A 25,189-nucleotide genomic window follows, 5' to 3' on the forward strand; every position below is an offset into this window, starting at 1 on the left:
TATTGAAATTAAGAAGATGTGATGAGGCAAAGATTACTCATTTTTATGTATATGTGAAAAAACGAACAAGACGGGGGTGAAAGTGTGGGATATCGATGTTATAGAATGGTATACCATTTAGAAAATGGAGAAACAATTAAAGATGTAAAAGAATTTTGCTATCGAGACCAAGGGAAAGTGTTAGAAAGAGTAGCAAATCGTGTAATGGATAATAGAGAAGTGACGGCGATTGATAAACAAGGAACAATCATTTCAATAGCATGTGAGGACATTGTAAAGGTGGAACTTGATTACATAACAGAAAGTTAACCTTGAGTCATATCGAATTATTCGATAAAATAAACTGTTGAATGGTGAAGTGAGAAGAGAGGAGTTTATCATGGGTAGTACAAGACACTTTTATATGTTTATCTTAGCGTTTGTTCTTGTTGTGGCATTAACGATTTACTTAATTGTTGACAGCAGCTGGTACAACACGGTTCATCCGGCATTCCTTCTGTTTATGTATATAGGAATTGCAGTAGTAAGTTTCGGAATGAGAGACGAGATGTTAGATCGCTTTGAAAAGTGATACATATACGAAAGACCAACAGGAAAATGTTGGTCTTTTTTTCTTGCCAAAAATAGGATGGTGTGTATATACTGTATATATAAGGTATATACAGTATATACACACACTGGAGGAAAACATGAATATTATTATTTCGAATTCTTCCCAAGACCCTATTTATGTGCAAATAAGAAAACAATTAAGCCAGCTTATTTTAAATGGCGGTTTAAAGGGTGGAGATCAATTACCGTCTATTCGTAGCTTAGCGAAGGAATTACAAATTAGTGTCATTACAACGAAGCGTGCATACGAGGAGCTTGAAAAAGAAGGATATATAGAAACTGTTGCTGGGAAGGGGACTTATGTTTCACGTAAAAATAATGAACTATTAAAAGAACAAAGGCTTCGCCTATTGGAAAGTAAAGCTGAAGAAATCGTAAAAGAAAGTAAAGTGTTGCAGCTTTCACTTGAAGAATTGCAGCAGATGATTGCGTGTTTATATAAGGGGGAATAAGAGATGTTAGAGCTAAAAAATGTTTGTAAAAGTTATCAAGATTTTGCAGTGAAAAATATAAGTTTTGCATTACCACGAGGATATATTATGGGGTTTGTCGGACCAAATGGTGCTGGGAAAAGTACAACGATCAAAATGATTATGAATTTAATTAGAAAAGATAGCGGCGATATAAAAATTTTTGGCAAAGACAATAAGAAAGCCGAAAAGGACATAAAACAAAATATTGGTTTTGTATATGATGAAAATCATTATTACGAAGATTTAACGTGTGAACAAATGAAGCGTATTATTGCACCGTTATATAAAAAGTGGGACGAAGAGCAGTATCAATCGTATATGCATAGATTGCAAGTTCCAAAGTATAAAAAAATTAAAGAGCTATCTAAAGGGATGAAAATGAAGTTTGCGATTGCCATCGCACTTTCGCACCACGCAGAGTTTATTATTATGGACGAACCGACAGCAGGGTTAGATCCAGTTGTTCGAAGTGAATTACTTGATATGTTGCAAGAAATTGTAATGGAAGATGAAGTATCCGTATTATTCTCAACGCACATTACAACAGATTTAGAGCGCATTGCAGATTATATTACGTTTATCAACGATGGAGAAATTATATTTACTGGTGAAAAAGAAGACTTAATGGAGAACTACGTAATCGTAAAAGGAAGTAATGATTTATTAGACCGAGAAGGAAAAGAACTATTTGTTGGATTACGAAAAAATAAATTTGGTTTTGAAGGTTTAGCGAAGGATAAACAAACAATTATCGATTGGTTTGGAAATGAGGTTGTACTAGAAAAGCCTACATTAGATGACATTATCGTTTACACTGCGAAAGGGAGAGGTGCCTATGCGTCAGCTCGTATATAAAGATTTGTTCTTTTTTCGGGTAATTTGGTTAGTGAATCTTGTTATGCCCCTTTTGTTCTTTATGTTAGATGCAAGTGGTGAATTGTTATTTCCAATGAGTTGTCTATTTATAACCTTTTCATCGGTTATGACGTTAACCGTTATGGATGAAAGAAATAAAAGTGACATTGTTATAAATAGTTTACCGGTAAGTCGAAAGGATATCATAATTGCTAGATATATTTCCTGTGCAATATTCATTGTTGGTGCCATTCTCTCTACGATGTTAGTTGTTTTTCTTATAAGGGGTATTGTGGTTATTAGTGATATCGGTGTATATCATCCTAATCTATACATTGAAATTCCATGGTATGAAGTCATAAATGGAGCTGTTTATGCCACATTTTTTGTTGTCACGTTTTTCCCTAGTTATTATGGTACAAAATCGAAGGTAGTAAGAAGTATAGGATCAGCAGCATCAATAGGAGTGGGTGTAATTCTTTGGATATTTATTAGTGATGGGCTGTATGAAACAACATCTTCATTCAGTGAGTGGATTATGAATCCAGTACATATTGGTGTATTTATAGTTGGAGGAATGATATTAGCTAGTGTCTATATCGTTTCTATGTTTCTTACAATTAAAATTTATGAAACGCGTGATTTATAGAGAGGAGAATTTATATGCAACAATTGATTTTGAAGGAGTTTTTCTTACAGAAGAAGATGTTTCCTTTCTATTTTTTAATACCCATTTTATCTATTTTTAAGGATTCCGTCGAACCAATGGGGATTGCAATAGGAGTATTTATAACATGTAGTACGATTATATATATTTCTTTTTATTATGACGAGAAAAGTAAAGCAGAAAAAGTGTTAGTGAGTTTGCCTATAACGAGAACAGAGATAGTTATAGCTAAATATATTGCAAGTTCATTATTTATTATGGCTGGTTTGAGTGTAACTTTTATAGTCGTAATATTAGGAAATATTTTATTGAACAGAGATATAGTTATGCCTGGGTATGCAATATTTTCAGCAATAGTAGCAACTTTGATTTATTGTGCAGTAACGATACCGACTAATTACATTGGGGGATATAAAGTTATTACTGTCTTAAATTTGAGTATGCTTTTTCCTTTAATGGGTATGATTGGTCTTATGTGCAATATTTTTGGTGATAAAACAATTATGCTAAAAGTACTCCACTCTCAAGAGGCTACACTAGCAATGGGTGTTCTTGGTATTGGAGTGTTAGTAAGTATAGTCATATCAATGTTTCTCTCAATGAAAATGTTTCAGGAGGCAGAGTTATAGAAGGGGCATTTTCATATTAGGAGGGGTAATACATGATCAAGCAACTAATTTTAAAAGATTTCATCATTCAATGGAAATTTTTAATTTGGTACATACTGTATCCTGTTTTCTTTTATATGGCCTTAACAGATACGGAAAATCTGTTCATAATTATGTCAGTAATTATTACAATTGGGGCAACAGTAAAAACATTTGAAGCAGATAGTAAAAATGAGAGTGAAGTTATAGTAAATAGTTTACCAATATTGAGAAAACAAATTGTGTATGCGAAATATATAGTAGCAATTATTATTCTTTTTATAAATGTAACGGTCGGTTGTTTCACGATGGGAATGAAGAGTGGGGTTAACTTATTTGAATTTATTGAAACGACAATGGTTGCTAGTATTAGCTTTATTTTATTGTATTTAAGTTTTGTTTTACCAATATCCTTTTGGCTAGGGTATAAGAAAACCATTTTCATTACGATAGTAATATTCATGGCACCGATAGTTGTTTTAGAAGCTTTGTTTCAAATTAACTTAGAACAAATTCAACTATACAACAGCTTGTTATTCATTAGTTCCATGTGCATGTTCATAGCATCTACCTTTGTTTCAGTAAAAATATATGAAAAAAGAGAATTTTAAAAGGTGCCTTAAAAAAGGCACCTTCTTCAATAACGACAATACGAGAGCAGTAGTTTATAAAAAGAAACGCTATTTGGTACATCTTTTGGAGTATGTAATATAAAGCTGAAAACGATAACGAGAATAAGAAAGAGGAAAAATAAAAATAGAATTTGCTTATGTATAGAATTTTGCATATTATCCACTCCTTTTTTAGGTAGTATGTCCAAAAGAAAGGAGTGTATGAAAAATGTTAGGAGGGGAGAATGATGAACAAAAGAAAATGGTTATATAGAATAGGAATATTTTTATTTTCAATCGGTCTCATATTAGCAAATGTTTACTCGGATATACCACCGCTATTTCCAAGTTTACATAAAAGGGTTGGTATAAGTATTGCCATAGTTGGTCTGTTTTGTCTTATCACATCTAACTTCTACAGAAAGTCTGAATGAATATAAAAAAGGACAGTTACTCTTTTTCAGAAGTACTGTCCTTTTTTAATAACTTATTCCATAGTTTGGCGATACTCCATATAATGACGATTGCAATGGAGGCGATAATGGACCAAACAATTGATATAATTTCAAGTGTCATGTTAGGAAGGAATGTGAGAATGGATAATACTTTATGAAACAATGATTCTATTATATGAAAACTTATTTGTAATAGAATGACGATACCAAGTGTGATCCATGCTAATATTTTCTTTCCTTGTTCTTTCCACATGACATTCACCTCACGTTAGCTTAATAGTTTTAAGCCAACAGCGCCGCATAGAATACAGCTTAAGAAAGCAAGACGACGCCAATCCGCTGATTCTCGGAAAATGAGAATGCCTAGAAGTGCACTTCCAGCAGTTCCGATTCCAGTCCAAATTGCGTAAGCAGTTCCCATCGGTAATGTGTTCATCGCAAGAGATAAGAAGAAGAAGCTTACGCCGAAGTTAGCGATTAAAATAACTTTTGGTGCCCAGCCTTTCTTTTCAGTGGCTACTTTCATAAAGAGTACACCAATAATTTCACAAATACCAGCTAGAATTAAAAATACCCAAGCCATTTTATGCGGCCTCCTTCGCTTCTTTTTCTTCTGTTACTCGTTTTAAACCAATTACTCCGAAGAAGATTAAACCGATTAATAAAACTTTTACGATAGAGAAAGGTTCTCCGAAGATGAAAATCTCTGTAAGAACGATTCCGCCAGCTCCGATTCCTGTAAAGACTGCGTATACAGTGCCGACAGGTAAATCTTTATAAGCTCTAAATAATAAGACGAAACTAATTGTAATTAATAGAGCAACACCAGCCCATTCAAGTGGTGCCTCTGCTTTTTTTAGTCCAATCACCCAAAATATTTCAATAATACCAGCGATGATTACATAAATCCATGCCATATGTCATTTCTCCTTCCTACCAGTCGTTAGGTAAAGTGCTTAAAAACGACGCATTGCAAAGGAGCAATCCGTCAGTTTGAAAGTCCGCGCCAAAATACTTTCCAAGAAGCGTCTAAACGTGTCTCAAAACGATTTAAACCTGCGTATAATAGTTCAACCATAAGACCGTCGAGTAAGCATAGAAAAGCCTCTAAGGCGTCTTTTACTTCAATGTTATGCAGCTCATCTTGTTCGCTTGCTCTTTTAAATACAGGGAATAAAAGTTTTCCGACGTTTTCAATGTGTACATTTGCTTTATTAATAATTTGTTCGCGAAATGCATCAGGCGGAAAATAAGAAGTTCGTAACCAAAACATTGATTCTTCACTTTCACCGAATCGTTTTGCATACCCTTTTAATAATTTTAAAAGCAATTCTTCAGTGGACGAATTGGAAAAGCTTTCGATATCGCCTGTGAAGCTCTGCAAATCTTTTTGAAGAGCAGATTCTAAGCATATGAAATATAGCTCTTCTTTTCCTTTAAAGTGTGCGTAAATCGATGGTTTTTTAATCCCAACTTCTTGAGCAATATTTGCCAATGAAGTTCCTTCATAGCCGTAGCGTGCGAAATGAGAAAGTGCTACAGCTTTAATGCGGTTTGCTGTCATTTTCATCCCCTACCTACCGTTCGTTAGGTTCATTATATGAGATGGGAAATATAAAGTCAATAGGTGAAGAGCTGAGAAAGAGCGTTATAAGTAACGCTCTTTTTAGACAGTCTCTCGCTCAATTAAATGGAATGAAAGTTCTTTTGCACTGCCGACAATTTGCTCGCTTTGGATCTGCTTATGGAATAAAGAAAAAGCATGTGAGCCCATTGCGAGACCGGGATGTTCAATTGTGGAAATTTCTAATGCCTTTGAAATTTCATGATTATCAAATCCAAGGATAGCAAGGTCTTCAGGTACTCGAATACCATGTTTTCGAGCCTCTGTTAATAAACCAGCTGCAACTTGATCGTTCGCTGTGAAAATAGCAGTTGGACGATTTTTCATATTTAAAATACGATGGAGTATTTGTGCTCCGTCCTGCATTGTATAGCATTGGTGGAAAATCCATTCAGGATGCAACGTTTTCCCTTCGTTACGAAGTGTATCGGCGAACGCTTTTTCGCGCTCCATGGAATTTACACTTGTTTTTCTTGCTAAACAAATTCCGATTTTTTCATGGCCTCTACTTAGTAAATAGGCAGTACCAAGACGGAAACCTTCATAATGATCTACGTAGATGGATGAAATGAGGGGATGTTTCATTTTTTCACATGAAATAATAGGGGCAAATTTTGCAAAAGGTTCGATTTGTTCCCAAGAGCTCGTTCGGGAGCAAATAATCATCCCATCAAATTGTTTCATTTTCATCATTTCAAGAACACGAATTTCTTCAATGCTATCGTAATTCGTTTGACATAAATTAATATGATACCCAGCTAATAACGCTTCGTTTCCGATTCCTTCAATAATCGTACTGAAGTAGGGGAGGTTAATGAAAGGAAGCATAACGCCAATTGTATATGTTTTCCCTCTTATTAAATGGACAGCATTTATATTTTTTGCGTAGTTTAATTCTTCAACAGCATCTAGAACACGCTTACGCTTTTCTTCTTTTACGTAAGGGTGATTATTCAGGACACGAGAAACAGTTGATATCGATACACCAGCAGTTTTAGCAATTTGTTTTATATTGGCCATATGTATCACCTCTTTCCCTTATTATAAAGGGAAAATAATAAGAAAGAAAAAATCTTGACCTGAAAAGCTTTTCACAAACTATGGTATTAATAAGACTTCTTTTTATTCGCGTAACCTTTTCACTTGGGCGTAAGAATGATAGGGGTCTTTTTTGTTTGCAAAAAGTGTTGTCAAAATGTGTGAGAATAACGTGGAAAGTTTTCAAAGGTGGAGTTTGGTGACAAAGCGAATATGAAGAGAATATCAACGCTTCGTTCGTTAAGAGAGCGATATGAAAGGGCGGAAACAAATTGAAAAAAAGAATCATTTGTTTCGTGTTTTCTAGTTTCGTGCTTAGTTCGTGTTCGTTTCAGCAAACGATGCAAGAAGAAAAACACTTTGTGGGAACAACGGGAGGAGCTATGGATCGTGTTACAGATCCTATTCCGCTAAAGGAGCTTCCAAAATATTTTCCGGTGAAGTTTAAAGTTCCAACGTTTTTACCGTACGACATTACAAGTGATGTGAAGGGGGAAGTAAGAACGCTTGGGAAAAAGAGCACTGTCTTAACGATTAAATATAAACAGAAAGAGCCAGGTAGAAATGAGTATATTGAGTTAAATGTCGCGAACTTTCCTTATAGTTTTCCGGATCTTGTGGAAGAGAAGCGATTTCAAGAACAAATGAAACTGAATAATGGAACGTCTGCTTATTTTAAAAATAAAGATGATTATGAACGTGGTGACGAATTTGCTACGCTTATATGGAAAGAGAAAGGAATTGAATATCAACTGCTGTATCGGAATGTAGAAGAGAACGATGAAAAGATAATCAAGCAGAATTTATTATACATTGCGAATAAGATGAAATGAAAAAACTAGCTGATTTATTCAGCTAGTTTTTTGTATGTTATTATTTCTTTTTAATTTTGCCTGTCCAAGATTTAAATCCACCTTGTAATTGGTAGAAATCTTTGTAGCCTTGTTTTTTTAAGTATTGCGCTGCACGACCTGTACGGAATCCGCTTTGGCAATATAAGTAAACAGGTTGATCTTGACGAAGTTCTTTATGGCGAAGGCGAATTTGTGATAACGGAATGTTACGTGCACCTAAAATATGCCCTGCGTTATATTCGTCTGCTTCACGAATATCGATAAGCTGTGCTTTACGGTAGCCAGCGCGAAATTCTTCTTCTGTAAGAGTTTTAATTAATTTTTTCTGATAGAAGTACATCCATACAGTGTAGCCGATAAATGCTACGATTACGGCTAATAAAATAATCCAAGTTGTTGACACGATTCTATCGCTCCCTTTTTTCTTATCCTACTTTCAATATTATAATGCCCTTATGTATTTATGCAACAGATTCATTTGCATATAAGAAGAAATTTCGTATTCTTTCACAAATTTTGTCGAATTTGGTAGACTAGAGAATGTGAAAAATAATTGGTTATATGAGGTGCAGGATGGGAAAAGAAAAATGGTGTTATATTAACTCTGGTCAATGTTCACCGGCATTTAATATGGCGTTAGATGAATGTTTATTAAATTGGCAAAGTGAAAAGAAAATGCCACCAACAATTCGTTTTTATGAATGGGAAGTACCAACATTAACAGTTGGGTATTTTCAACGTGTTGAAAAAGATATTAATATGGATGTAGTTAACGAAAAGAAATATGGATTCGTTCGTCGTCAAACAGGCGGCAGGGGTGTACTACATGACAAAGAGTTAACGTATAGTGTTATTGTGTCTGAAGATCATCCGAATATGCCGAAAACAGTTACAGAAGCGTATCGTGTTATTTCGCAAGGTTTATTAGATGGTTTTAAGGCATTAGGGTTAGAAGCATATTATGCAGTTCCAAAAACAGAAGCAGATCGTGAAAATTTAAAAAATCCACGTTCCGGCGTATGTTTTGATGCACCATCTTGGTATGAAATTGTAGTGGAAGGACGAAAAATTGCTGGTAGTGCTCAAACGCGTCAAAAAGGTGTTATTCTACAGCATGGATCGATTCCATTAGAAATTGATTTAGATGAACTATATGATCTATTTTTATTCCCAAATGAACGTGTGAAGGAACGCATGAAGAGTATGTTCTCTTCTAAAGCAGTAGCAATTAATGAATTAACAGACCGTACATTTACGATAGAACAGTTAATTAAAGCGTTTGAAGTTGGCTTTGAAAAAGGATTGGATGTAGAACTTGTTCCATATGAATTAACAGAAGAACAGTTACATGAAGTTCAAACGTTAGCGAAAGAAAAGTATGAAAGTAATGAGTGGAATTATAAAAAATAAGAGATGGCAATTGCCATCTCTTATTTTTTTATAGTAAATTAAGTACTTTTTCTACTTTGATTCCTTTATCTTGTAAAGAACGAAGGCGACTTACAACGTCCATAATTTCTTTGTCAAATGTAACGCTAATACCTTGGCTTTGTAGTTCTTCTTTTAAGCTTTCAATAGAATCATCTATGTCGATGCCAAGCTCGTAATCTTGACAAACTTCAATTGTCTTTTTCACGAGTTTAACATAATTTTCTTGTAGTTTTGAATTTGTTTCAGTCAAAGCAGGCTGCTTCGGTTTTGCAGGAGCAACCGGTGCTGTCTCTTGCTTTGTAACTGGAGTAGGGACCGCTTTTTTCACAGGCGCTGGAGTAACTAGTTCTACAGCTGCTTCTACGCTTACTGGCTTCGGTGTCGGTACCGGAGTAGGCTTAGGTGCCATAGCAGGTGTTTCCACACGCGTAACAGGCTTAGGAGCAGGCGTAATTGCTTTTGGAGCTTCTACAACTACTTCCTTTTTCGGTGCTGCTTCTACCTGTGTTTCTTCTTGCTCGGCAGCTTCTTTATTTTCTTTACTCCACATAACGCGTTCAATTTCTAGAGAAACATTGTTTTTGTTCATCGCTGTTAATGTAACTTTACCAACTTCAGCGTTTCCAGTGAAATCAACAATTTTATAAATAACACTCTTGTTCCAATCCACGTTTCCGCTCAAAAATAATTCTTCGTTACATTTCGGCGTTAAGCCCTCGATTTTAATTTCTGCGTTTACACCGTTTTCACTATATACCATAATTAGCGAAGCATTTACATCTTCGTCTGCTAACATTAGTTCACGTACCATTTTGCCGGTGCGTACTTGCGTTTTCTTCTTAACTGACATCTAATTTCTCCTCTCAAAAATTCAGTAATAATAAAAAAATCGTATAACGAAAAATAATTGCTCACGAAGATTTATGATACCGATAATAAAAGCATCACGTCAACAATTAACTTTAATTATTTTGCATTTTTCTTATTTTCTTTATGAAATTTTTCAATTTGTAAAATTAGACAGAAGAAAAAACAGCCTTTTGAAGGGCTGTTAAAAATTTGATTTTTTATATAGTAATTTATATAAAATAAAAAATAAGATAGCAATTAAAGCATTTTGCCAAAAGTTTAGATGATAAATGAGATAAGGTTGCTTTTGGAAATAAATATTTAAGAATACAGCGGAACAAAATGGAGTAGCAAATGCGAATCCAAATAGAATTCTTCTTTTCCAATTCATTTTCTGATTAAAGGAGTAACGCTTTAATAAATATAAAATAAATAGTATACCTAGTATAATTATTGAAACAGACAAAGTAGTTCCAAGGATGCTAAAAGGCGGACTTGATAATGTATTGTTTTTTTCAAAGAAAAACATAAAAAATGAAATAATTGCATTTATGCCAAACTGTATAGCAAGAAGTAAGCTAATAGAAAATCCAATTAAAGAGGCTTTTTCTAACTTTGTTTGAGTTGGTAAAGCTGATATAAGTTCATCGCAATAAGATTGTAAATTATCTCCAAAGATGTCATAAGCGTTTTTATTTTCTGCTTGTGCTTCGATGAGGTGATCTAATATTTCTAGTAACAGTTCTTCCATTTGTTGCTCTGGCACGTTAGATAAACGAAGATAAATTAACATATCGCTATAAGCAACTTCATTTTCAGGTGTTAGAAGCTCACGTTTTTTATTATTCAATTCAATCATGTCTTGTGCATTCATCCCTATCACTCCCCCTGTAATAAGTTATTTACCGTAGTTGAAACCATTCCCCAGCTTTGTTTAAATTCTTCAAGCTGCTCTAATCCTTTATCGGTTATGTGATAATATTTTCGCTTTGGACCGAGTGAGGAAGCTTTTAATGTGCCTTCGATCAATTTTTCTTTTTGCATACGTAATAATAACGGATAGATGCTTCCTTCGCTTACGAATGTAAATCCGTGTTTATTTAATTTTGTGCTCAGTTCATATCCGTACACTTCTTCTTGTGAAATGATGTATAGGATGCAACCTTCTAGTACACCTTTTAACATTTGGCTGTGCATGATTTCACCACCTTTTACTCAGGTAACTTGCGTTGCAAGGTAGCTGTTATCCAAATTATAACATTCAGTAACTTGCAACGCAAGTTACTGAAGTGGAAAACTTTAATGCGTGTTAATTTTTCAACGTTTCCCATACTAACGAGAGGGAGGGAAGCACATGAAACCATTTATGCCAAAACTCGTTTACTTTGAACCAAAGGCACTTGAATATCCGCTTGGAAAAGAGCTTTATGAGAAGTTTACGAAGATGGGATTAGAAATTCGTGAAACGACATCACATAATCAAATTAGAAATTTGCCAGGAGAAAATGATTTGCAAAAGTATCGTAATGCAAAGGCTACACTTGTCGTTGGAGTAAGGAAGACGCTAAAGTTTGATACGTCAAAACCGTCAGCTGAATATGCAATTCCGCTCGCAACAGGGTGTATGGGACATTGTCATTATTGCTATTTGCAAACAACACTTGGGAGTAAGCCTTACGTTCGTGTGTATGTCAATCTTGATGAAATATTTGAGAAGGCAAAGCAATATATGGATGAAAGGGCACCTGAAATAACAAGATTTGAAGCAGCGTGTACATCAGACATTGTTGGGATTGATCATTTAACACATGCATTAAAGCGGGCGATTGAATTCATTGGAGAAAGTGAATATGGGCGCTTACGTTTCGTCACGAAATATTCGCACGTTGATCATTTATTAGATGCAAAGCATAATGGGAAAACTCGTTTCAGGTTTAGTATAAATTCACGATATGTAATTAAAAATTTTGAACCAGGGACATCGCCATTTGAGGAGCGAATTGAGGCGGCACGTAAAGTAGCAGGTGCAGGTTATCCACTTGGTTTTATAGTCGCGCCACTTTATATGCATGAAGGATGGGAAGAAGGATATCGTGAACTATTTGAGCGACTGTACAATGCGCTGAAAGATATGACGATACCAAATTTAACGTTTGAATTAATTCAGCATCGTTTTACGAAACCAGCGAAAAAGGTTATTCAAGAGCGTTATCCAAATACGAAGCTTGAAATGGATGAAGAGAAGCGGAAGTATAAATGGGGACGATATGGCATCGGAAAATATGTATATAAAAAGGATGATGCAGCAGTATTGGAAGAAACGATAAGAGGTTATATAAATGAATTTTTTCCTAATGCAGAAATACAATATTTTACTTAAGGGGGGTCTGTATGCAAATACAGATTCTTTTTTGTTTTATATATTTAGGCTCGTTTTCAACTTGTCACGTTATTCTTTCTGGTGTATCATTTTATTGATTGCTTCGTACGGAATAAGCAAAATGAACTTGGATGGAGGAAACCGATGCCTACCCCTAGTATGGAAGATTATATTGAACAAATTTATTTGTTGATTGATGAAAAGGGTTACGCCCGCGTATCTGATATTGCTGAAGCGCTTAGTGTACATCCATCCTCTGTAACAAAAATGGTGCAAAAATTAGACAAAGATGAATATCTAATTTATGAAAAATATAGAGGGCTTGTATTAACAACAAAAGGTAAAAAAATCGGAGAACGTCTCGTATATCGTCATGACTTGCTAGAGCAATTTATGCGTATTATCGGTGTGGATGAAAGTAAAATTTACAATGATGTAGAAGGAATTGAACATCATTTAAGTTGGGAAGCGATTGATCGCATTGGTGATTTAGTGCAATACTTTGAACAAGATGCATTCCGAGTGGAAACACTTCGCGGTGTTCAAAGAGCAAATGAAGAGAAAAGTAATTAAGGGGAACGTATGGCGTTTCCTTTTTTATTTCAATTCGAAAAGGATGGGAGAATTATGAAAGCAATTATTTTTGATTTTGATGGATTAATTGTGGACACAGAAACGATATGGTTTCACTCTTTCAGAGATGCTGTTCGTGAATACGGCGGGGAACTACCTTTAGAGGAATTTGCGAAATGCATTGGAACAACAGATGAGGTACTTTATACATATTTAAATGATCAATTAAAAGAGAAGTTTAACAAAAGTGTATTAAAAGAAAAAGTGGCAACTTTACATAAAGAGAAAATGAGAATACCAGAAGCTCGTGACGGGGTAAAAGAATATTTAGAAGAAGCGAAAGGAATGGGATTAAAAATTGCACTAGCTTCTAGTTCTTCTAGAGAATGGGTTATTCATTTTTTAGAAGAGCTACAAATTCGAGAATATTTTGAAGTAATTAAAACGAGAGAAGATGTTGAGAAGGTAAAACCAGATCCAGCTCTTTATCGAGTTGCAATAGAAGAATTAGGAATTAAGCCATCTGAAGCTGTTGTATTTGAAGACTCATTAAATGGATTGAGAGCAGCAGTTGCAGCGGGATTAACGTGCGTTGTGGTACCTAATGATGTGACACGGAATTTACCGTTTGAAAATCATCATCTTCGAATTGAAAGTATGAGAGAGAAAAGTTTAAAAGAAGTGCTTCAAAGTATAAAAAAAGACCGTATTTCCTAAAAGGAAGCACGGTCTTTCTTTTTGCTTTTTTTGCCTTCAATGACAGTTAAATGAGACTGTTTTCTTTTTCGTTTCAAAGTGGAAGAATTCCCTTTTTTACTTTTGTCATTAGAAGTATTTGACTTAAAGAAGGAATTGCCTAGGGGTGCTACATTTTGTTTCCCATGTTTGCGGTTCGATTGTTTTGCCGCACGCTTATATGAGCTTTGCGAATTTGCGGAACCACTGGAATTTGTAAACATCTTGTATAGCAAGTAAAAGATACCGACAACAAGTAACATGTACCCGATATTTCTTAATACACCCATGGGATTTGTAATAACAGATGAAACAAGGCCGAATATTGCCAATCCGATAATAAGCACAAATATAGCGAAAGTAAACGAACGACCGTTCATAAGGGACACCTCCTAAAAACATATATTGAAATTAGTATATTAACGATGAGGAAAGGAGTTGAACACCATTTTTAAATAATTATTGTTTGTTCTCTAAACGTAATAATTCTTCAAACGATGCAATTGCTACTTCCACTTGATCATCTGTTGGTTCTTTCGTTGTTAATAGTTGTAGCCATAATCCAGGATATCCAAGTACGCGTAATACGGGAATATCTCGTAATCGATTTGTAAATTGCAATACTTCAAAAGAAATACCAAGTACAACTGGAATTAATAAAATTCTGTTTATAACTCGTGCCCAAAGAGGATCTGTAGGGACTAGGAAATAAACGAACATTCCAATAATGACTGTAAATATAATAAAGCTACTGCCGCATCTATAATGGAGACGAGTTTGCTTTTGAACGTTTTCTACAGTCAGAGGAAGGTTATTCTCGTAAGCATTGATTACCTTATGCTCTGCACCGTGATACTGAAATACCCGCTTAATAAGTGGGGTTAAAGAAATAAAGTATATATAGCTCAATAATAGCATGAGCTTAATGACACTTTCGACAATGATTTGCCCAGTATGAGATGGGAAAATCGGTCTCGTTAATTCAGCTAATAGTGCAGGAACTGCTGTGAAAATGACTTTACCGAATATAAAAGATAAAACGCCAACAGCTGCAACTCCTAATACCATCGTTAATTTTGATTGTTCTTCTTTTTTATTTGCAATTTGTTCATCATCTTCTGGGTGGACGTCAAATCGTTCTGAAGCGAAGTTTAAATGCTTTGCTCCATTCGCACTTGCATCTACAATAGCGGCAATCCCTCGTAAAAATGGAATTTTTTTTAGGGTAGATAGTACTTTATTACGAACGCGTGGTAATCGATAAAATTCAATCGATTTATCTTTACGACGAACCGCTGTAACAGTATATTCTCTACCGCCAAACATAACTCCTTCTATGACCGCTTGCCCGCCATATATTTGTTTTGACTCTTCTGCCATGTTAACACCAACCTGTATTTGTTTCTCTCTTATGTAGAAAAAGAGGCAATTGTCATACTGGGTTCTGTCGTTTTGAAATAAGACAATCACCGAGTTTCCTTTATTTTATCGGCAAATACAAGTAGATGACAAGGGAAAATGTTATGAGAGTCGGACATTTCTTATTCTTTTTATAGACAAATTTCGCAGGATTTAAACATGCTTCAAAATAGTTTCGGGCATACTATTGAGCGGAGGTGTCGATGTGAGTCAAGAACAATTAGGAACAAGGAATTTTGTGCAGATTGGTTTGTTTGGTGGAATCTTTTGGGGCGGGATCTGGTATTTCCTTCATATATTTTCATTCACGGAGGCGGGACCGAATTATTTCCTTTTACCATTTGCGTTTGGAAGTTGGAAAGAGGGGGTATGGGGCAATGTGTTCGGAATAGTGTGTATGGGACTTCTTTCAATTTTGATCGCCTTTTTGTATAAAGCATTTTTTGCGAAGTTTGAAGGGATTATAGCGGGAATTATTTATGGGCTATTTTGGTGGGCACTACTGTTTTTGGGGATGGGTTTAATGGCTCCTGTTATTAAAAGTGCGCTCCATTTACCAAAAGAGACAATTGTGACGACAATATGTATTTTTATATTGTATGGTGTGTTTATAGCATATTCTGTTTCTTACGCAGTAAATAGCAATAAAGCAGAACAAGAAGGATAAGAGAAGACGAACTATTCAAATAAGTAACTCCTATGTTAAAATATTGTATAGATATTTAATATTAAGGAGTTTTAAGAATATGAAAAAGTTACTCCTCGTAAACGGTCCTAACCTAAATCGCCTCGGTGTTCGTGAGGTAAATGTATATGGAAAGGGCACGCTAGCGACACTTGAAGCAGATATGAAGCAAGAAGCAGAAACAATGGGAGTGGAGTTAGAATGTTTCCAATCGAATCATGAAGGTGCCATTATCGACATTATTCATGAAGCGGAAGATATATATGAAGGGATCATTTTAAATCCGGGAGCATTTACGCATTATAGCTATGCGATTCGTGATGCCATTGCGAGCATTTCGATTCCTGTTATTGAAGTACATATTTCTAATATTCATCAGCGTGAATCGTTCCGTCATGAATCTGTGACGGCAGCTGTTTGTGCAGGTCAAATTGTAGGATTTGGTTTTTATGGCTATAAGTTAGCGTTATTTGCATTAATGGAGAAATTGAGGGAGGCATAAAGTAATGGAGAAAATTGAAAGATTACGAAGTGCATTTGATGAGGCTGGCATTGACGGTATTTTGTTAACAAATGAACATAGTCGTAGATATATGGCTAACTTCACAGGAACAGCAGGCGTTGTTCTTATTTCAAAAGATCGTGCTCAATTTATTACAGATTTCCGTTACGTCGATCAGGCAAGTAAACAAGCGGTTGGATATGAGGTTGTACAGCACGCAGGATTGATCATTGATGAAGTGGCAAAGCAAGTGAAAGAGCTTGGAATTCAAAAACTTGGTTTTGAGCAAGATACTCTTACATATAGTTCTTATTCAGTGCATAAGGAAGCGATTGATGCTGAATTTATCCCGACTTCTGGACTTGTAGAAAAGTTACGCTTGATAAAGACTGATTCAGAGATTAAGATATTAAAGGAAGCTGCACAGATTGCAGATGCTGCCTTTGAGCATATTCTATCATTCATTCGCCCGGGAGTATCTGAAATTGAAGTGTCAAATGAACTTGAATTTTTCATGAGAAAACAAGGAGCAACATCTTCTTCGTTTGATATTATCGTTGCTTCAGGTCTTCGTTCGGCATTACCGCACGGCGTGGCATCTGAAAAAGTGATAGAAACAGGAGATTTCGTTACATTAGACTTCGGCGCTTATTACAAAGGATATTGTTCTGATATTACTCGTACGATTGCAGTCGGTGAACCATCTGATAAATTAAAAGAAATTTATAATATCGTTTTAGAAGCACAACTACGTGGTGTGAACGGTATTAAAGCTGGTTTAACAGGTCGCGAGGCTGATGCGCTAACGCGTGACTACATAACGGAAAAAGGATATGGTGAATACTTTGGACACTCTACTGGTCATGGAATAGGTCTTGAAATCCATGAAGCACCAGGTTTAGCGTTCCGTTCTGATACAGTACTTGAACCAGGTATGGCTGTAACAGTAGAGCCAGGTATTTATATTCCAGGTATTGGCGGCGTACGTATTGAAGATGATATCATTGTGACAAGTGAAGGTAATGAAGTAATTACGAAATCACCAAAAGAACTTATTATTTTGTAATACACAGGAGGATTTTTTTACATGATTTCAGTAAACGATTTTCGTACAGGTTTAACAATTTCAGTGGACAATGCCCTTTGGCAAGTACTTGATTTCCAACACGTAAAGCCAGGTAAAGGTGCTGCATTCGTTCGTTCTAAACTACGTAATCTTCGCACAGGTTCTGTTCAAGAGAAAACATTCCGTGCAGGTGAGAAAGTAGAAAAAGCACACATCGAAAACCGTCGTATGCAATACTTATACGCAAGCGGTGAGGCTCACGTATTTATGGATAACGGAACTTATGAGCAAATCGAACTTGGTGAAAAACAAATCGAGCGCGAGCTTAAATTCCTAAAAGAAAACATGGAAGTAGCAATTATGACTTACCAAGGCGAAGTACTTGGTGTTGAACTTCCAAACACAGTTGAATTACAAGTTACAGAAACAGAGCCTGGTATTAAAGGTGATACTGCTTCTAACGTAACAAAACCAGCTACATTAGAAACTGGTCTTGTTGTACAAGTACCAATCTTCATTAACGAAGGCGAAATGCTTATCATCAACACTGGTGAAGGTAAATACGTTTCTCGTGCATAGTAAAAAAACACTCGTGATAATTCACGAGTGTTTTTTTTATAGGAAATAGGGTAGATAGTAAATAGCTGTTACTATAAAACTGACTAAAACAAGTGAAAGAGTACCCATAATAGATGGAGTCAAAACAATTTGAAATGGTTTTATTTCGCCAGTCTCAACGCCAGTTAATGTTTTGCTTATTGCGTGATCTGTAATGTTATTTCTATGGTTACTCATAATAATTAACCACATAATTGCAAATATTGCTAAACTACCAAGGAAAAAGGTCTCTATAAATGACCAACCGACTAATAATGAAAAAAGATAAATAAGAGCTAATTCTACTACAACGGTTAAACTAATTTTCAATGCCTTCATATTTTTCCTCCTCATTCTGTAATTTCAACCAGTTTAAAAAATTTTCACGTGACACGACATGCAGAGAGCAAGGTGACCTTACTTCTTTCTCTAGTGCAGCGTGTTCGTCTGGAAACTTGTTTTCCACATGCAATGAAATATAGGGTAGTTTTTCTTGTGCTTTTAGTGAGCGGATATTATTCGTTTTAGCACCAGCAAATACGTAGGAAAGTTGTAAGTCTAAAAAGGCGATTTTAAAGATTTCTTTTTTAGCAGCCTCGTTATAGCCTTTTCCCCAGTATGGATAGCCAATCCAACTACCAATGTGAGATTGCTTTTTTTCATTATTAATATGTTTAAGTGTGGTGAGGCCAATTATTTCATTTTCTTCATTCACAATCATTCTCGATAAGGATTTCTTTTGACGCTCTTCTTCTATTGCGAAAAGAAGAAATGTTTTCGTGTCTTCGATGTTTTCTACCGTTATCCCCAATGCATTTTTTATATGTGGATCACTTGATAGCTCGAAAATCACATTTGTATAGCATAAATCTAGTGGTAATAAAGTGATGTGCTGCATGGTTTAAACCCCTTTCAAACTAAATATACCATAATATACCATAAAATAATATGAATATTCAGATTCTAATTCAGACTTTAGAGAAAAATTATGTTTTTACTTCTGAAATAGACAACCTCTGCATATGGTTGTACAAATATATTCTTTTTTAGAATACGAAGTTAGTAACTGTTACGGGAGAAGGTGGAAGAATGAAACAGTGGCTAGCGGCAATGGAAACATCCGTGCTTGTTATGGGGGCACTTCGATTATTTTCAGGTAGTGCGGAGATATTTGCTGCTTTGCTTATGCTTTATGTGAATGATGCGAAGAAAGCGTTGTTTATAAATGGTATGTTGGCGTTTGTTGGACCTACCGTATTAATTTTAACAATGACAATTGGGATAGCGAGTGTAGCAAGTGAAATTTCTTTCTTGAAGCTCTTTTTTCTAGCGCTTGGAATTTGCTGTATTTTTATCGCATTACTGAAATAGTAAGTCGAGTATAGTGGGGAGAAGCCGATGAAAGAGGTATTAGAAGTTTTACCAAAAACGATGAAGTACTTAATTGAAGAATGTAAGCAATACGATGCTTTAGAGGAAATTCGTGTTCGAATTGGAAGGCCGCTAGAGTGTATTGCACACGGAAAGGTGTTTTTTTATGACTATATCACTACTGCAGAGGATGCTATTTACTTATTGAATAAATTAAGTCAATTCTCAATTTATACGATGGAAGAGGAATTAAAACGTGGGTATGTGACGCTTCGCGGGGGGCATAGAATCGGGTTAGCAGGAAAAGTCATTACAGAAAAAAGCGCAGTGAAAATGATTCGTGATGTCTCTTCCTTTAATATTCGTATTGCTCGTCAAAAAATAGGGATTGCTGAACCGCTTTTGCCATATTTGTATGAAAAAAGGTGGTTAAACACGATGGTAATTGGCCCTCCCCAAACGGGAAAAACGACACTTTTAAGAGATGTAGCACGTTGCATGAGTCAAGGGGTAAGTGCTTCGGAAATTCCTTCCTGTAAAGTGGGGATCGTTGATGAACGTTCAGAAATTGCTGGCTGTGTGAAAGGAATCCCGCAATATGATTTTGGTACCCGAGTCGATGTGTTAGACGCATGTCCAAAGGCAGAAGGAATGATGATGATGATTCGTTCTATGAGTCCTGATATTTTGATCGTAGATGAAATTGGCCGTAAAGAAGATAGTGAAGCAATTATGGAGGCAGTGCATGCAGGTGTTCAGCTTTTTATAAGCGCACACGGATTTTCCTATGAGGATGTTGTGAGACGTCCATCGCTCAAGGCAGTGCTAGAGCTTGGTATATTTGATAGGTTTGTGGAGTTGTCAAAAGCGAGGGGTCCAGGAACGGTTATGCAGGTGAAAGATAAATATGGAAAACCAGTGTTATCAAATAGAAAGGCTGAGGGCGTATGGTGAAAATATTTGGTGCAGTGTTAATCGTTGCGGTCAGCACCTTTTTCGGGTTTTCGTACGCTAAAAGATACAGTGAGAGGCCGAGGCAACTTAGGTTATTAAAATCAGCACTTCAATCATTAGAGGCAGAAATTATGTATGGACACACACCTTTATCTGAGGCTGCCGAGCGATTAGTTAAACAAATGCCAAAGCCATTAAATTGGATATTTCAAAGTTTCGCTAAAAAACTAGAAAGTGGAGAACAAACGGTAAGGGAAGCTTGGATAGATAGTTTGAAAGAGAATTGGAAGTTGACGGCTTTTCAACAAACCGAGTATGAAATACTGCAGCAATTTGGTGAAACGCTCGGGCAACATGATCGTGAATCACAACAAAAACATATTCGCTTATGTATTACACATTTGGAGAGAGAAGAAGAGGAAGCGAAAGCTTTACAACTGCAATACGAAAAAATGATTAAGAGCTTAGGGGTACTAGCAGGGCTACTAATTGTAATTTTACTGCTATAGGGGGGAGAAAGGCGATGTCCATTGATGTTGGATTAATATTTCAAATCGCCGGAATCGGCATTGTTTTAGCTTTCATTCATACTGTACTAAAAGAATTGAAGCGTGAGGATATTGCAAATTGGGTTATCCTTGTCGGTTTTGTCGTCATTTTATTTCATGTTGCATTTTTAATTAATACGCTATTCGACAAGATTAAAAGTGTCTTTCTCTTCCAGTAAAGGAGGCGGTTCGAATCGAAATTATACAAATTGTCGGATTAGGCCTCGTTGCTACGTTTTTAGCTGCTGTTTTGAACCAGCATAAATCTAGTATTACATCTTTATTTATTGTGTTCGTAGGTAGCGTGATGTTTCTAATTTTAATCGATCAAATTCATTCTATTTTACAAATGATTGAGAGAGTAGCGAGTGAAGCGAAAGTTAGTAACGTCTACGTGGAAACGTTACTAAAGATTATTGGAATTGCTTATATTGCCGAGTTTGGAGCTCAAATTACAAAAGATGCTGGTCAAGGTGCCATCGCTTCGAAAATTGAACTTGCTGGGAAAATCTTAATTCTCGTTATGGCAATTCCTATTTTGACGGTTGTAATTGAAACTATTCTCGGATTTTTACCGACGGGATAAGGGGGAGTGAATGTTGAGGAGGTTTGGAGCTAAGCTGCTATTTGCTTGCTTCCTTTTCTTTTCTTTACCGGTTGTTGTACAAGCTTCTCCTGTAGAAACAAACGTCGTTGATCAACAATTGGATAAGCTCGGAATTGAAGATGTGAAGCAATTTTGGGACGGGCTTGTTACAAAATATGGAGGCTATTTGCCAGAGAGTCAAAAAGGGAGTTTTATGGAGTTTGTAAAGGGAGAAAAAGAATTCTCTCTAAAAGAGTGGATGATAGGGTTATTAAAATATTTATTTCATGAGCTTGCAGCTAATGGAAAACTGCTTGGCACACTCATTATGCTCACAATCTTTAGTGCATTGTTGCAATCACTGCAATCCGCTTTTTCAAAAAGTAGTGTAAGTAAAATTGCTGATGCTGTTGTATATATGGTACTTATTATTTTTGCTTTAAATAGTTTTTATGTCGTTATGACATATGCAAGAGAAACGATACAAACAATGGTAGATTTCATATTAGCGCTATTGCCAATTTTATTGGCGCTTATAGCGACTGGTGGCGGGGTTGTATCTGTATCTTTCTTTCATCCGATTATCATTTTCTTAATGAATACAAGCGGGCTTCTTATGAATTATATCGTTCTACCGCTTTTATTACTGGCAACGATATTAAGTATTGTAAGTACAATGAGTGATCAATATAAAGTGACGAAATTGTCCAAGCTTCTGCAAAACGTTAGCGTTGGGATTATCGGTATTTTCTTAACGATTTTTTTAGGAGTATTATCTGTACAAGGAACAGCAACAGCCGTTGCTGATGGAATAGCTGTGAAAACTGCTAAATTTGTAACAGGGAACTTCATTCCAGTAGTCGGAAGGATGTTTACAGAAGCGGCAGATACTGTTATTAGCGCATCAGGATTATTGAAAAACACAGTCGGAATTATTGGGCTCGTCATTTTATGTTTAATTGTTGCTTTTCCAGCGATTCAAATTTTCTGTATCGCATTTATTTATAAATTCGCAGCAGCAGTATTGCAACCGGTTGGCGGCGGAGCAATTATTCAATGCTTAGACATTATTGGACGAAGCATCATTTACGTATTTGCTTGCTTAGCTATCGTATCATTTATGTTCTTTTTAAGTATTACAATTATTATTGCTGCGGGGAATATTACACTTATGATGCGGTAGGAGGTGAAGAGTATGCAATTTGTTACAGAGTGGATCAGAAATATTATCGTTTTTTTGCTCTTAGCGACAATGCTTCATCTTATTCTTCCAAATTCGAATTTGCAAAAATACGTTAAATTCGTTGTAAGTCTTTTGTTAGTCGTATTAATTTTAACACCCCTTTTTAAACTATTGCAGACAGATGTAAATGAAGTAATTGCAAATTTTAATGAAGAAAAGTACGTAGCAGAAGGATCTGTAAAAAATTCAATAGATTCGAAGAAAAAAGAAATACAAGCTCTAACACGTGCATATAGTTTAGAAGAGATGGCTACCAAAATGAAAAAAGAAGTAGGAAAAGAGTTTGAGAAACAGTATGGTATGTCAGTCTCTGAAATACAAATAGTCGCAGCGGAAAGCACAGCGGAAGTAAAGTCAGCGAAAGATATTCAATCTGTTGTTGTGACGTTAAAAGAAAAAGAACGTAGTAAAAATGATGCAATCGAAACAGTAAAACCAGTTGAAATTAACACGAAAGAACCACCGAAAAAAGTAGAGGAAACGAATGTAGAAATGAAAGACTTCTTTTCAAGCAGGTGGCAACTAGAGAATAAACAAATCCAAGTTCAAATGGAAGGGAGGACAGGTAGAGTAAATGGACAATAAAGATAAAAATTCGAAGTTCTCATTTTTTCGAAACTTATTGAATGGAGATGAAAAAGAAAGTAATGAGAAGGGAAGAAAGGTAACACCTAAGTTCTTACTTGTCCTACTCATACTTGGAATTTTGCTTATGTTTTCTAGTAGTTTTTTTTCAAGTAAAAAAGAAGAAGTACCTGTATTTAAAGAACAAAAAACTCAAAACCAGGAAAAAGATGTACCAACTTTTGGACAAAAAAATAATGATAATATGTCAAATGTAGAAAAATATGAAAAAGCGTATGAACAAGAATTAAAAACTGCTTTAGAAGAAATAGCAGGAGTAAAAGACGTAACGATTAAAGTGAATTTAGATTCATCTGAAGAAAAAATTTTAGAAAAAAATACAGTGAAACGCTCACAAACAACAGGTGAAACAGATAAAACAGGCGGTAAGAGAGAAGTAGAGGACGAGTCTCTTGATGAAAAGACTGTCATTATACGTGAAGGGGATAAAGAAACTCCTGTTGTTTTACGAACAGAGAAGCCGAAAGTACGTGGTGTTCTTGTCGTAGCAAAGGGAGTGGATAATATACAAGTTAAAGCAATGGTAAAAGAAGCTGTGATAAGGCTGCTAGATGTACCGGCCCATCGCGTTTCAGTTTCACCGAAAAATTGATAGGGAGGAAATAAAGTGTTAAAAAAACAAACAGTTTGGTTATTAACGATGTTAAGTTTAGTTGTTGTACTATCTGTGTATTACGTGACAACTCCTGACAAAATGAATACAGCATCGCCGGCAACAGGTGAAAAGATTGGACAAGAAAAACAAGGTACTGATAAAGCAGTAACAAACGAAGCGCCTAAAGAAACTCCGAAAAAAGAAAATACAAGCAAGGAAACAACAAATAAAGAAACAGACAAAAAAGAAAATGCAAAAAAAGAAACAAGTAAAAAAGAGGGCAATGTATCAGTTCAATCAAGTGATGAGAATTTCACAGCTTTACGTATGCAAATGGAAGATCAGCGTAGTGAACAAAAAGCAAAATTACAAGAAGTGATGAGTTCAACAAAAGCTTCAGCAACAGAAAAGAATAAAGCGAAAGAAAATTTTGATGCCATTACGACAATGGAAACGAAGCAAGAATTACTTGAGACAGTAATTAAATCTCAAGGAGGATATCCAGATGCTCTTGTAAGAGCTGATGGCACTGATATTAGAGTAACGGTTAAAGCGGCAAAACATTCACAGAAAGAAGCAAATAAAATTATTCAACTTGTAAGAAGTGAAGGCGGATCAAAAGATGTAGGTGTGAAATTTGATCCACCAGCGAAATAAGTGAAACTTTAATCCGTAGGGATTTCCCTGCGGATTATTATCTTTTACTAAGCAAAGGGTATGCAAATAGTAAAATAGAGTATGCAAGTAAATGTGTGAATAGAAAAAAGCTATCATTTTCGATAGCTTTTTTCTATGTCGTCTTTGTAATTATTTTTACTATGTTCAACTCGGAATGGAGAAACACGTTGTGAGTAAAAGATTAATGGTTCATGGTACTGATGATTACTTTTTCCGGATTTGACGTGGATGAAAAGAACGCATGCCCAAACGATTACGGCAGGTAAAAAGAGAATGAGCCATATCATATTTCCACACCTCAACACAATATATTTTCTACACTTTGAACATACTATTCTTATATGAAGGAATGATGAACGGCGTGTAAACAAAAAAATAATATTTGGTAAAAATATGTTATTGACTATAGGTGTGGTGAAGAGTGAGGAGGGAATGGCATGTTTGCTTTGTAACGTTTTGCAAAAGTAGTGAATGTTTTTTAAGAAGTGGTCTTGCC

General features: G+C 35.6%; 40 protein-coding genes. 26 read left to right on the forward strand and 14 right to left on the reverse strand.

What is annotated here, in order from left to right; genetic code table 11:
• The first annotated feature begins 105 nt into the window (after positions 1–105).
• From ACTFRM_RS16445 to ACTFRM_RS16480, 8 genes are all read left to right on the forward strand, one after another.
• Positions 106–309, forward strand: coding sequence for a DUF3929 family protein (locus tag ACTFRM_RS16445; protein WP_000262496.1), 204 nt, complete (start codon positions 106–108; stop codon positions 307–309).
• Positions 310–379: 70 nt separating this feature from the next.
• On the forward strand, positions 380–571 hold the full coding sequence (locus ACTFRM_RS16450; protein WP_000535933.1) for a hypothetical protein: 192 nt from the start codon (positions 380–382) through the stop codon (positions 569–571).
• A gap of 118 nt (positions 572–689) precedes the next feature.
• The gene (locus ACTFRM_RS16455) at positions 690–1,064 is read left to right on the forward strand and encodes a GntR family transcriptional regulator (RefSeq protein ID WP_001021349.1); all 375 of its coding nucleotides are present in this window, start codon (positions 690–692) and stop codon (positions 1,062–1,064) included.
• A gap of 3 nt (positions 1,065–1,067) precedes the next feature.
• Positions 1,068–1,940, forward strand: coding sequence for an ABC transporter ATP-binding protein (locus ACTFRM_RS16460; protein ID WP_000891311.1), 873 nt, complete (start codon positions 1,068–1,070; stop codon positions 1,938–1,940).
• Positions 1,921–2,589 (forward strand): ABC-2 transporter permease, encoded by a 669-nt coding sequence (locus tag ACTFRM_RS16465; RefSeq protein WP_001249555.1) that lies wholly within the window; start codon positions 1,921–1,923, stop codon positions 2,587–2,589. Before ACTFRM_RS16460 ends, ACTFRM_RS16465 begins: the two co-directional genes overlap by 20 nt.
• Before the next feature lie 14 nt (positions 2,590–2,603).
• Positions 2,604–3,236 carry an ABC-2 transporter permease gene (locus ACTFRM_RS16470; RefSeq protein ID WP_001186551.1) on the forward strand — a complete coding sequence of 211 codons (633 nt, stop codon included), beginning with the start codon at positions 2,604–2,606 and terminating at the stop codon, positions 3,234–3,236.
• Positions 3,237–3,271: 35 nt separating this feature from the next.
• Entirely contained in the window at positions 3,272–3,865 is a 594-nt protein-coding gene (locus tag ACTFRM_RS16475; RefSeq protein ID WP_440043481.1) for an ABC-2 transporter permease, read from the forward strand.
• A 245-nt stretch (positions 3,866–4,110) separates the two neighbouring features.
• The gene (locus ACTFRM_RS16480; RefSeq protein ID WP_002164431.1) at positions 4,111–4,299 is read left to right on the forward strand and encodes a hypothetical protein; all 189 of its coding nucleotides are present in this window, start codon (positions 4,111–4,113) and stop codon (positions 4,297–4,299) included.
• Positions 4,300–4,315: 16 nt separating this feature from the next.
• Here ACTFRM_RS16480 and ACTFRM_RS16485 read toward each other — a convergent pair whose 3' ends face one another.
• The 5 genes from ACTFRM_RS16485 to ACTFRM_RS16505 all read right to left on the reverse strand — a co-directional run bounded on the left by ACTFRM_RS16485 (position 4,316) and on the right by ACTFRM_RS16505 (position 6,964).
• Entirely contained in the window at positions 4,316–4,573 is a 258-nt protein-coding gene (locus tag ACTFRM_RS16485; protein WP_000265430.1) for a DUF3975 family protein, read from the reverse strand.
• Positions 4,574–4,588: 15 nt separating this feature from the next.
• Entirely contained in the window at positions 4,589–4,903 is a 315-nt protein-coding gene (locus tag ACTFRM_RS16490) for a DMT family transporter (RefSeq protein WP_000312623.1), read from the reverse strand.
• Position 4,904: 1 nt separating this feature from the next.
• Entirely contained in the window at positions 4,905–5,237 is a 333-nt protein-coding gene (locus ACTFRM_RS16495) for a DMT family transporter (RefSeq protein ID WP_000312339.1), read from the reverse strand.
• A 71-nt stretch (positions 5,238–5,308) separates the two neighbouring features.
• Positions 5,309–5,890 carry a TetR/AcrR family transcriptional regulator gene (locus ACTFRM_RS16500; RefSeq protein WP_002005730.1) on the reverse strand — a complete coding sequence of 194 codons (582 nt, stop codon included), beginning with the start codon at positions 5,888–5,890 and terminating at the stop codon, positions 5,309–5,311.
• A gap of 96 nt (positions 5,891–5,986) precedes the next feature.
• Positions 5,987–6,964 carry a LacI family DNA-binding transcriptional regulator gene (locus ACTFRM_RS16505; RefSeq protein WP_001273985.1) on the reverse strand — a complete coding sequence of 326 codons (978 nt, stop codon included), beginning with the start codon at positions 6,962–6,964 and terminating at the stop codon, positions 5,987–5,989.
• A 314-nt stretch (positions 6,965–7,278) separates the two neighbouring features.
• Between ACTFRM_RS16505 and ACTFRM_RS16510 the strand changes: the two genes are divergently transcribed.
• Complete coding sequence (locus ACTFRM_RS16510) at positions 7,279–7,815, forward strand: DNA polymerase III subunit delta (protein ID WP_440043482.1); 537 nt, start codon at positions 7,279–7,281, stop codon at positions 7,813–7,815.
• Positions 7,816–7,855: 40 nt separating this feature from the next.
• Here ACTFRM_RS16510 and ACTFRM_RS16515 read toward each other — a convergent pair whose 3' ends face one another.
• Entirely contained in the window at positions 7,856–8,239 is a 384-nt protein-coding gene (locus tag ACTFRM_RS16515; protein WP_000108653.1) for a rhodanese-like domain-containing protein, read from the reverse strand.
• Between the two features lie 170 nt (positions 8,240–8,409).
• Here ACTFRM_RS16515 and ACTFRM_RS16520 point away from each other — a divergent pair, with 170 nt between their 5' ends.
• Positions 8,410–9,246 (forward strand): lipoate--protein ligase family protein, encoded by an 837-nt coding sequence (locus ACTFRM_RS16520; RefSeq protein ID WP_000514081.1) that lies wholly within the window; start codon positions 8,410–8,412, stop codon positions 9,244–9,246.
• Between the two features lie 28 nt (positions 9,247–9,274).
• Here ACTFRM_RS16520 and ACTFRM_RS16525 read toward each other — a convergent pair whose 3' ends face one another.
• From ACTFRM_RS16525 to ACTFRM_RS16535, 3 genes are all read right to left on the reverse strand, one after another.
• On the reverse strand, positions 9,275–10,117 hold the full coding sequence (locus ACTFRM_RS16525; RefSeq protein ID WP_000111900.1) for a hypothetical protein: 843 nt from the start codon (positions 10,115–10,117) through the stop codon (positions 9,275–9,277).
• 201 nt (positions 10,118–10,318) lie between these two features.
• Positions 10,319–10,990 carry a DUF1129 family protein gene (locus ACTFRM_RS16530; RefSeq protein ID WP_440043462.1) on the reverse strand — a complete coding sequence of 224 codons (672 nt, stop codon included), beginning with the start codon at positions 10,988–10,990 and terminating at the stop codon, positions 10,319–10,321.
• 5 nt (positions 10,991–10,995) lie between these two features.
• Positions 10,996–11,313, reverse strand: a complete 318-nt coding sequence (locus tag ACTFRM_RS16535) for a PadR family transcriptional regulator (RefSeq protein ID WP_000556078.1) — start codon at positions 11,311–11,313, stop codon at positions 10,996–10,998.
• Positions 11,314–11,470: 157 nt separating this feature from the next.
• On the opposite strand from ACTFRM_RS16535, the gene splB reads away from it, so the two are divergent.
• The 3 genes from splB (at position 11,471) to ACTFRM_RS16550 (ending at position 13,786) form a co-directional block, all read left to right on the forward strand.
• Positions 11,471–12,496 (forward strand): spore photoproduct lyase, encoded by a 1,026-nt coding sequence (gene splB, locus ACTFRM_RS16540; protein WP_000802107.1) that lies wholly within the window; start codon positions 11,471–11,473, stop codon positions 12,494–12,496.
• A 144-nt stretch (positions 12,497–12,640) separates the two neighbouring features.
• Entirely contained in the window at positions 12,641–13,069 is a 429-nt protein-coding gene (gene mntR / locus ACTFRM_RS16545; protein ID WP_075677907.1) for a transcriptional regulator MntR, read from the forward strand.
• A gap of 54 nt (positions 13,070–13,123) precedes the next feature.
• Positions 13,124–13,786 (forward strand): HAD family hydrolase, encoded by a 663-nt coding sequence (locus ACTFRM_RS16550; protein ID WP_048538414.1) that lies wholly within the window; start codon positions 13,124–13,126, stop codon positions 13,784–13,786.
• Here ACTFRM_RS16550 and ACTFRM_RS16555 read toward each other — a convergent pair.
• Positions 13,783–14,184, reverse strand: coding sequence for an SA1362 family protein (locus ACTFRM_RS16555; RefSeq protein WP_001014463.1), 402 nt, complete (start codon positions 14,182–14,184; stop codon positions 13,783–13,785). The two genes, ACTFRM_RS16550 and ACTFRM_RS16555, sit on opposite strands and share 4 nt — an antisense overlap.
• 79 nt (positions 14,185–14,263) lie before the next feature.
• Positions 14,264–15,184: a DUF1385 domain-containing protein gene (locus tag ACTFRM_RS16560; RefSeq protein ID WP_000807121.1), complete on the reverse strand. Its 921-nt coding sequence runs from the start codon at positions 15,182–15,184 to the stop codon at positions 14,264–14,266.
• A gap of 244 nt (positions 15,185–15,428) precedes the next feature.
• Here ACTFRM_RS16560 and ACTFRM_RS16565 point away from each other — a divergent pair, with 244 nt between their 5' ends.
• The 4 genes from ACTFRM_RS16565 (at position 15,429) to efp (ending at position 18,055) form a co-directional block, all read left to right on the forward strand.
• The gene (locus tag ACTFRM_RS16565) at positions 15,429–15,890 is read left to right on the forward strand and encodes a YqhR family membrane protein (RefSeq protein WP_000076880.1); all 462 of its coding nucleotides are present in this window, start codon (positions 15,429–15,431) and stop codon (positions 15,888–15,890) included.
• Positions 15,891–15,969: 79 nt separating this feature from the next.
• The gene (gene aroQ / locus ACTFRM_RS16570; protein ID WP_000735140.1) at positions 15,970–16,410 is read left to right on the forward strand and encodes a type II 3-dehydroquinate dehydratase; all 441 of its coding nucleotides are present in this window, start codon (positions 15,970–15,972) and stop codon (positions 16,408–16,410) included.
• 4 nt (positions 16,411–16,414) lie between these two features.
• On the forward strand, positions 16,415–17,476 hold the full coding sequence (gene pepQ / locus ACTFRM_RS16575; protein WP_088321950.1) for a Xaa-Pro dipeptidase: 1,062 nt from the start codon (positions 16,415–16,417) through the stop codon (positions 17,474–17,476).
• A 21-nt stretch (positions 17,477–17,497) separates the two neighbouring features.
• Complete coding sequence (efp, locus tag ACTFRM_RS16580) at positions 17,498–18,055, forward strand: elongation factor P (RefSeq protein WP_000626516.1); 558 nt, start codon at positions 17,498–17,500, stop codon at positions 18,053–18,055.
• Positions 18,056–18,091: 36 nt separating this feature from the next.
• On the opposite strand, the gene ACTFRM_RS16585 is transcribed toward efp, so the two are convergent.
• Both ACTFRM_RS16585 and ACTFRM_RS16590 read right to left on the reverse strand, forming a co-directional pair.
• Positions 18,092–18,412 carry a hypothetical protein gene (locus ACTFRM_RS16585; RefSeq protein ID WP_000645572.1) on the reverse strand — a complete coding sequence of 107 codons (321 nt, stop codon included), beginning with the start codon at positions 18,410–18,412 and terminating at the stop codon, positions 18,092–18,094.
• Positions 18,393–18,971, reverse strand: coding sequence for a GNAT family N-acetyltransferase (locus ACTFRM_RS16590; RefSeq protein WP_001163837.1), 579 nt, complete (start codon positions 18,969–18,971; stop codon positions 18,393–18,395). Before ACTFRM_RS16590 ends, ACTFRM_RS16585 begins: the two co-directional genes overlap by 20 nt.
• Positions 18,972–19,162: 191 nt before the next feature.
• On the opposite strand from ACTFRM_RS16590, the gene ACTFRM_RS16595 reads away from it, so the two are divergent.
• Genes ACTFRM_RS16595 through ACTFRM_RS16635 form a run of 9 tightly spaced genes read left to right on the forward strand, consistent with a single transcriptional unit; the run spans position 19,163 to position 24,672 of the window.
• Entirely contained in the window at positions 19,163–19,444 is a 282-nt protein-coding gene (locus ACTFRM_RS16595) for a YqhV family protein (RefSeq protein ID WP_000816050.1), read from the forward strand.
• Positions 19,445–19,471: 27 nt separating this feature from the next.
• On the forward strand, positions 19,472–20,398 hold the full coding sequence (gene spoIIIAA / locus ACTFRM_RS16600) for a stage III sporulation protein AA (protein ID WP_000665905.1): 927 nt from the start codon (positions 19,472–19,474) through the stop codon (positions 20,396–20,398).
• Positions 20,392–20,907 (forward strand): stage III sporulation protein SpoIIIAB, encoded by a 516-nt coding sequence (spoIIIAB, locus tag ACTFRM_RS16605; RefSeq protein WP_000238702.1) that lies wholly within the window; start codon positions 20,392–20,394, stop codon positions 20,905–20,907. Before spoIIIAA ends, spoIIIAB begins: the two co-directional genes overlap by 7 nt.
• A 14-nt stretch (positions 20,908–20,921) precedes the next feature.
• Positions 20,922–21,125 (forward strand): stage III sporulation protein AC, encoded by a 204-nt coding sequence (gene spoIIIAC / locus ACTFRM_RS16610; protein WP_000020914.1) that lies wholly within the window; start codon positions 20,922–20,924, stop codon positions 21,123–21,125.
• A 23-nt stretch (positions 21,126–21,148) separates the two neighbouring features.
• Complete coding sequence (spoIIIAD, locus tag ACTFRM_RS16615) at positions 21,149–21,532, forward strand: stage III sporulation protein AD (protein WP_077393170.1); 384 nt, start codon at positions 21,149–21,151, stop codon at positions 21,530–21,532.
• Between the two features lie 10 nt (positions 21,533–21,542).
• Complete coding sequence (gene spoIIIAE, locus ACTFRM_RS16620) at positions 21,543–22,715, forward strand: stage III sporulation protein AE (protein ID WP_000946110.1); 1,173 nt, start codon at positions 21,543–21,545, stop codon at positions 22,713–22,715.
• 12 nt (positions 22,716–22,727) lie between these two features.
• A complete protein-coding gene (gene spoIIIAF / locus ACTFRM_RS16625; protein ID WP_001161052.1) occupies positions 22,728–23,360 on the forward strand; it encodes a stage III sporulation protein AF in 633 nt (210 codons plus the stop codon).
• Positions 23,350–24,012, forward strand: a complete 663-nt coding sequence (gene spoIIIAG, locus ACTFRM_RS16630) for a stage III sporulation protein AG (RefSeq protein WP_000368880.1) — start codon at positions 23,350–23,352, stop codon at positions 24,010–24,012. Before spoIIIAF ends, spoIIIAG begins: the two co-directional genes overlap by 11 nt.
• A 15-nt stretch (positions 24,013–24,027) precedes the next feature.
• On the forward strand, positions 24,028–24,672 hold the full coding sequence (locus ACTFRM_RS16635) for a SpoIIIAH-like family protein (RefSeq protein ID WP_000914710.1): 645 nt from the start codon (positions 24,028–24,030) through the stop codon (positions 24,670–24,672).
• A 113-nt stretch (positions 24,673–24,785) separates the two neighbouring features.
• Here ACTFRM_RS16635 and ACTFRM_RS16640 read toward each other — a convergent pair whose 3' ends face one another.
• Positions 24,786–24,980 (reverse strand): hypothetical protein, encoded by a 195-nt coding sequence (locus ACTFRM_RS16640; protein WP_002179810.1) that lies wholly within the window; start codon positions 24,978–24,980, stop codon positions 24,786–24,788.
• Positions 24,981–25,189 lie beyond the last annotated feature (209 nt).

It is taken from the genome of Bacillus cereus group sp. MYBK227-1, from assembly GCF_051916325.1.
Lineage (GTDB): Bacteria > Bacillota > Bacilli > Bacillales > Bacillaceae_G > Bacillus_A > Bacillus_A cereus.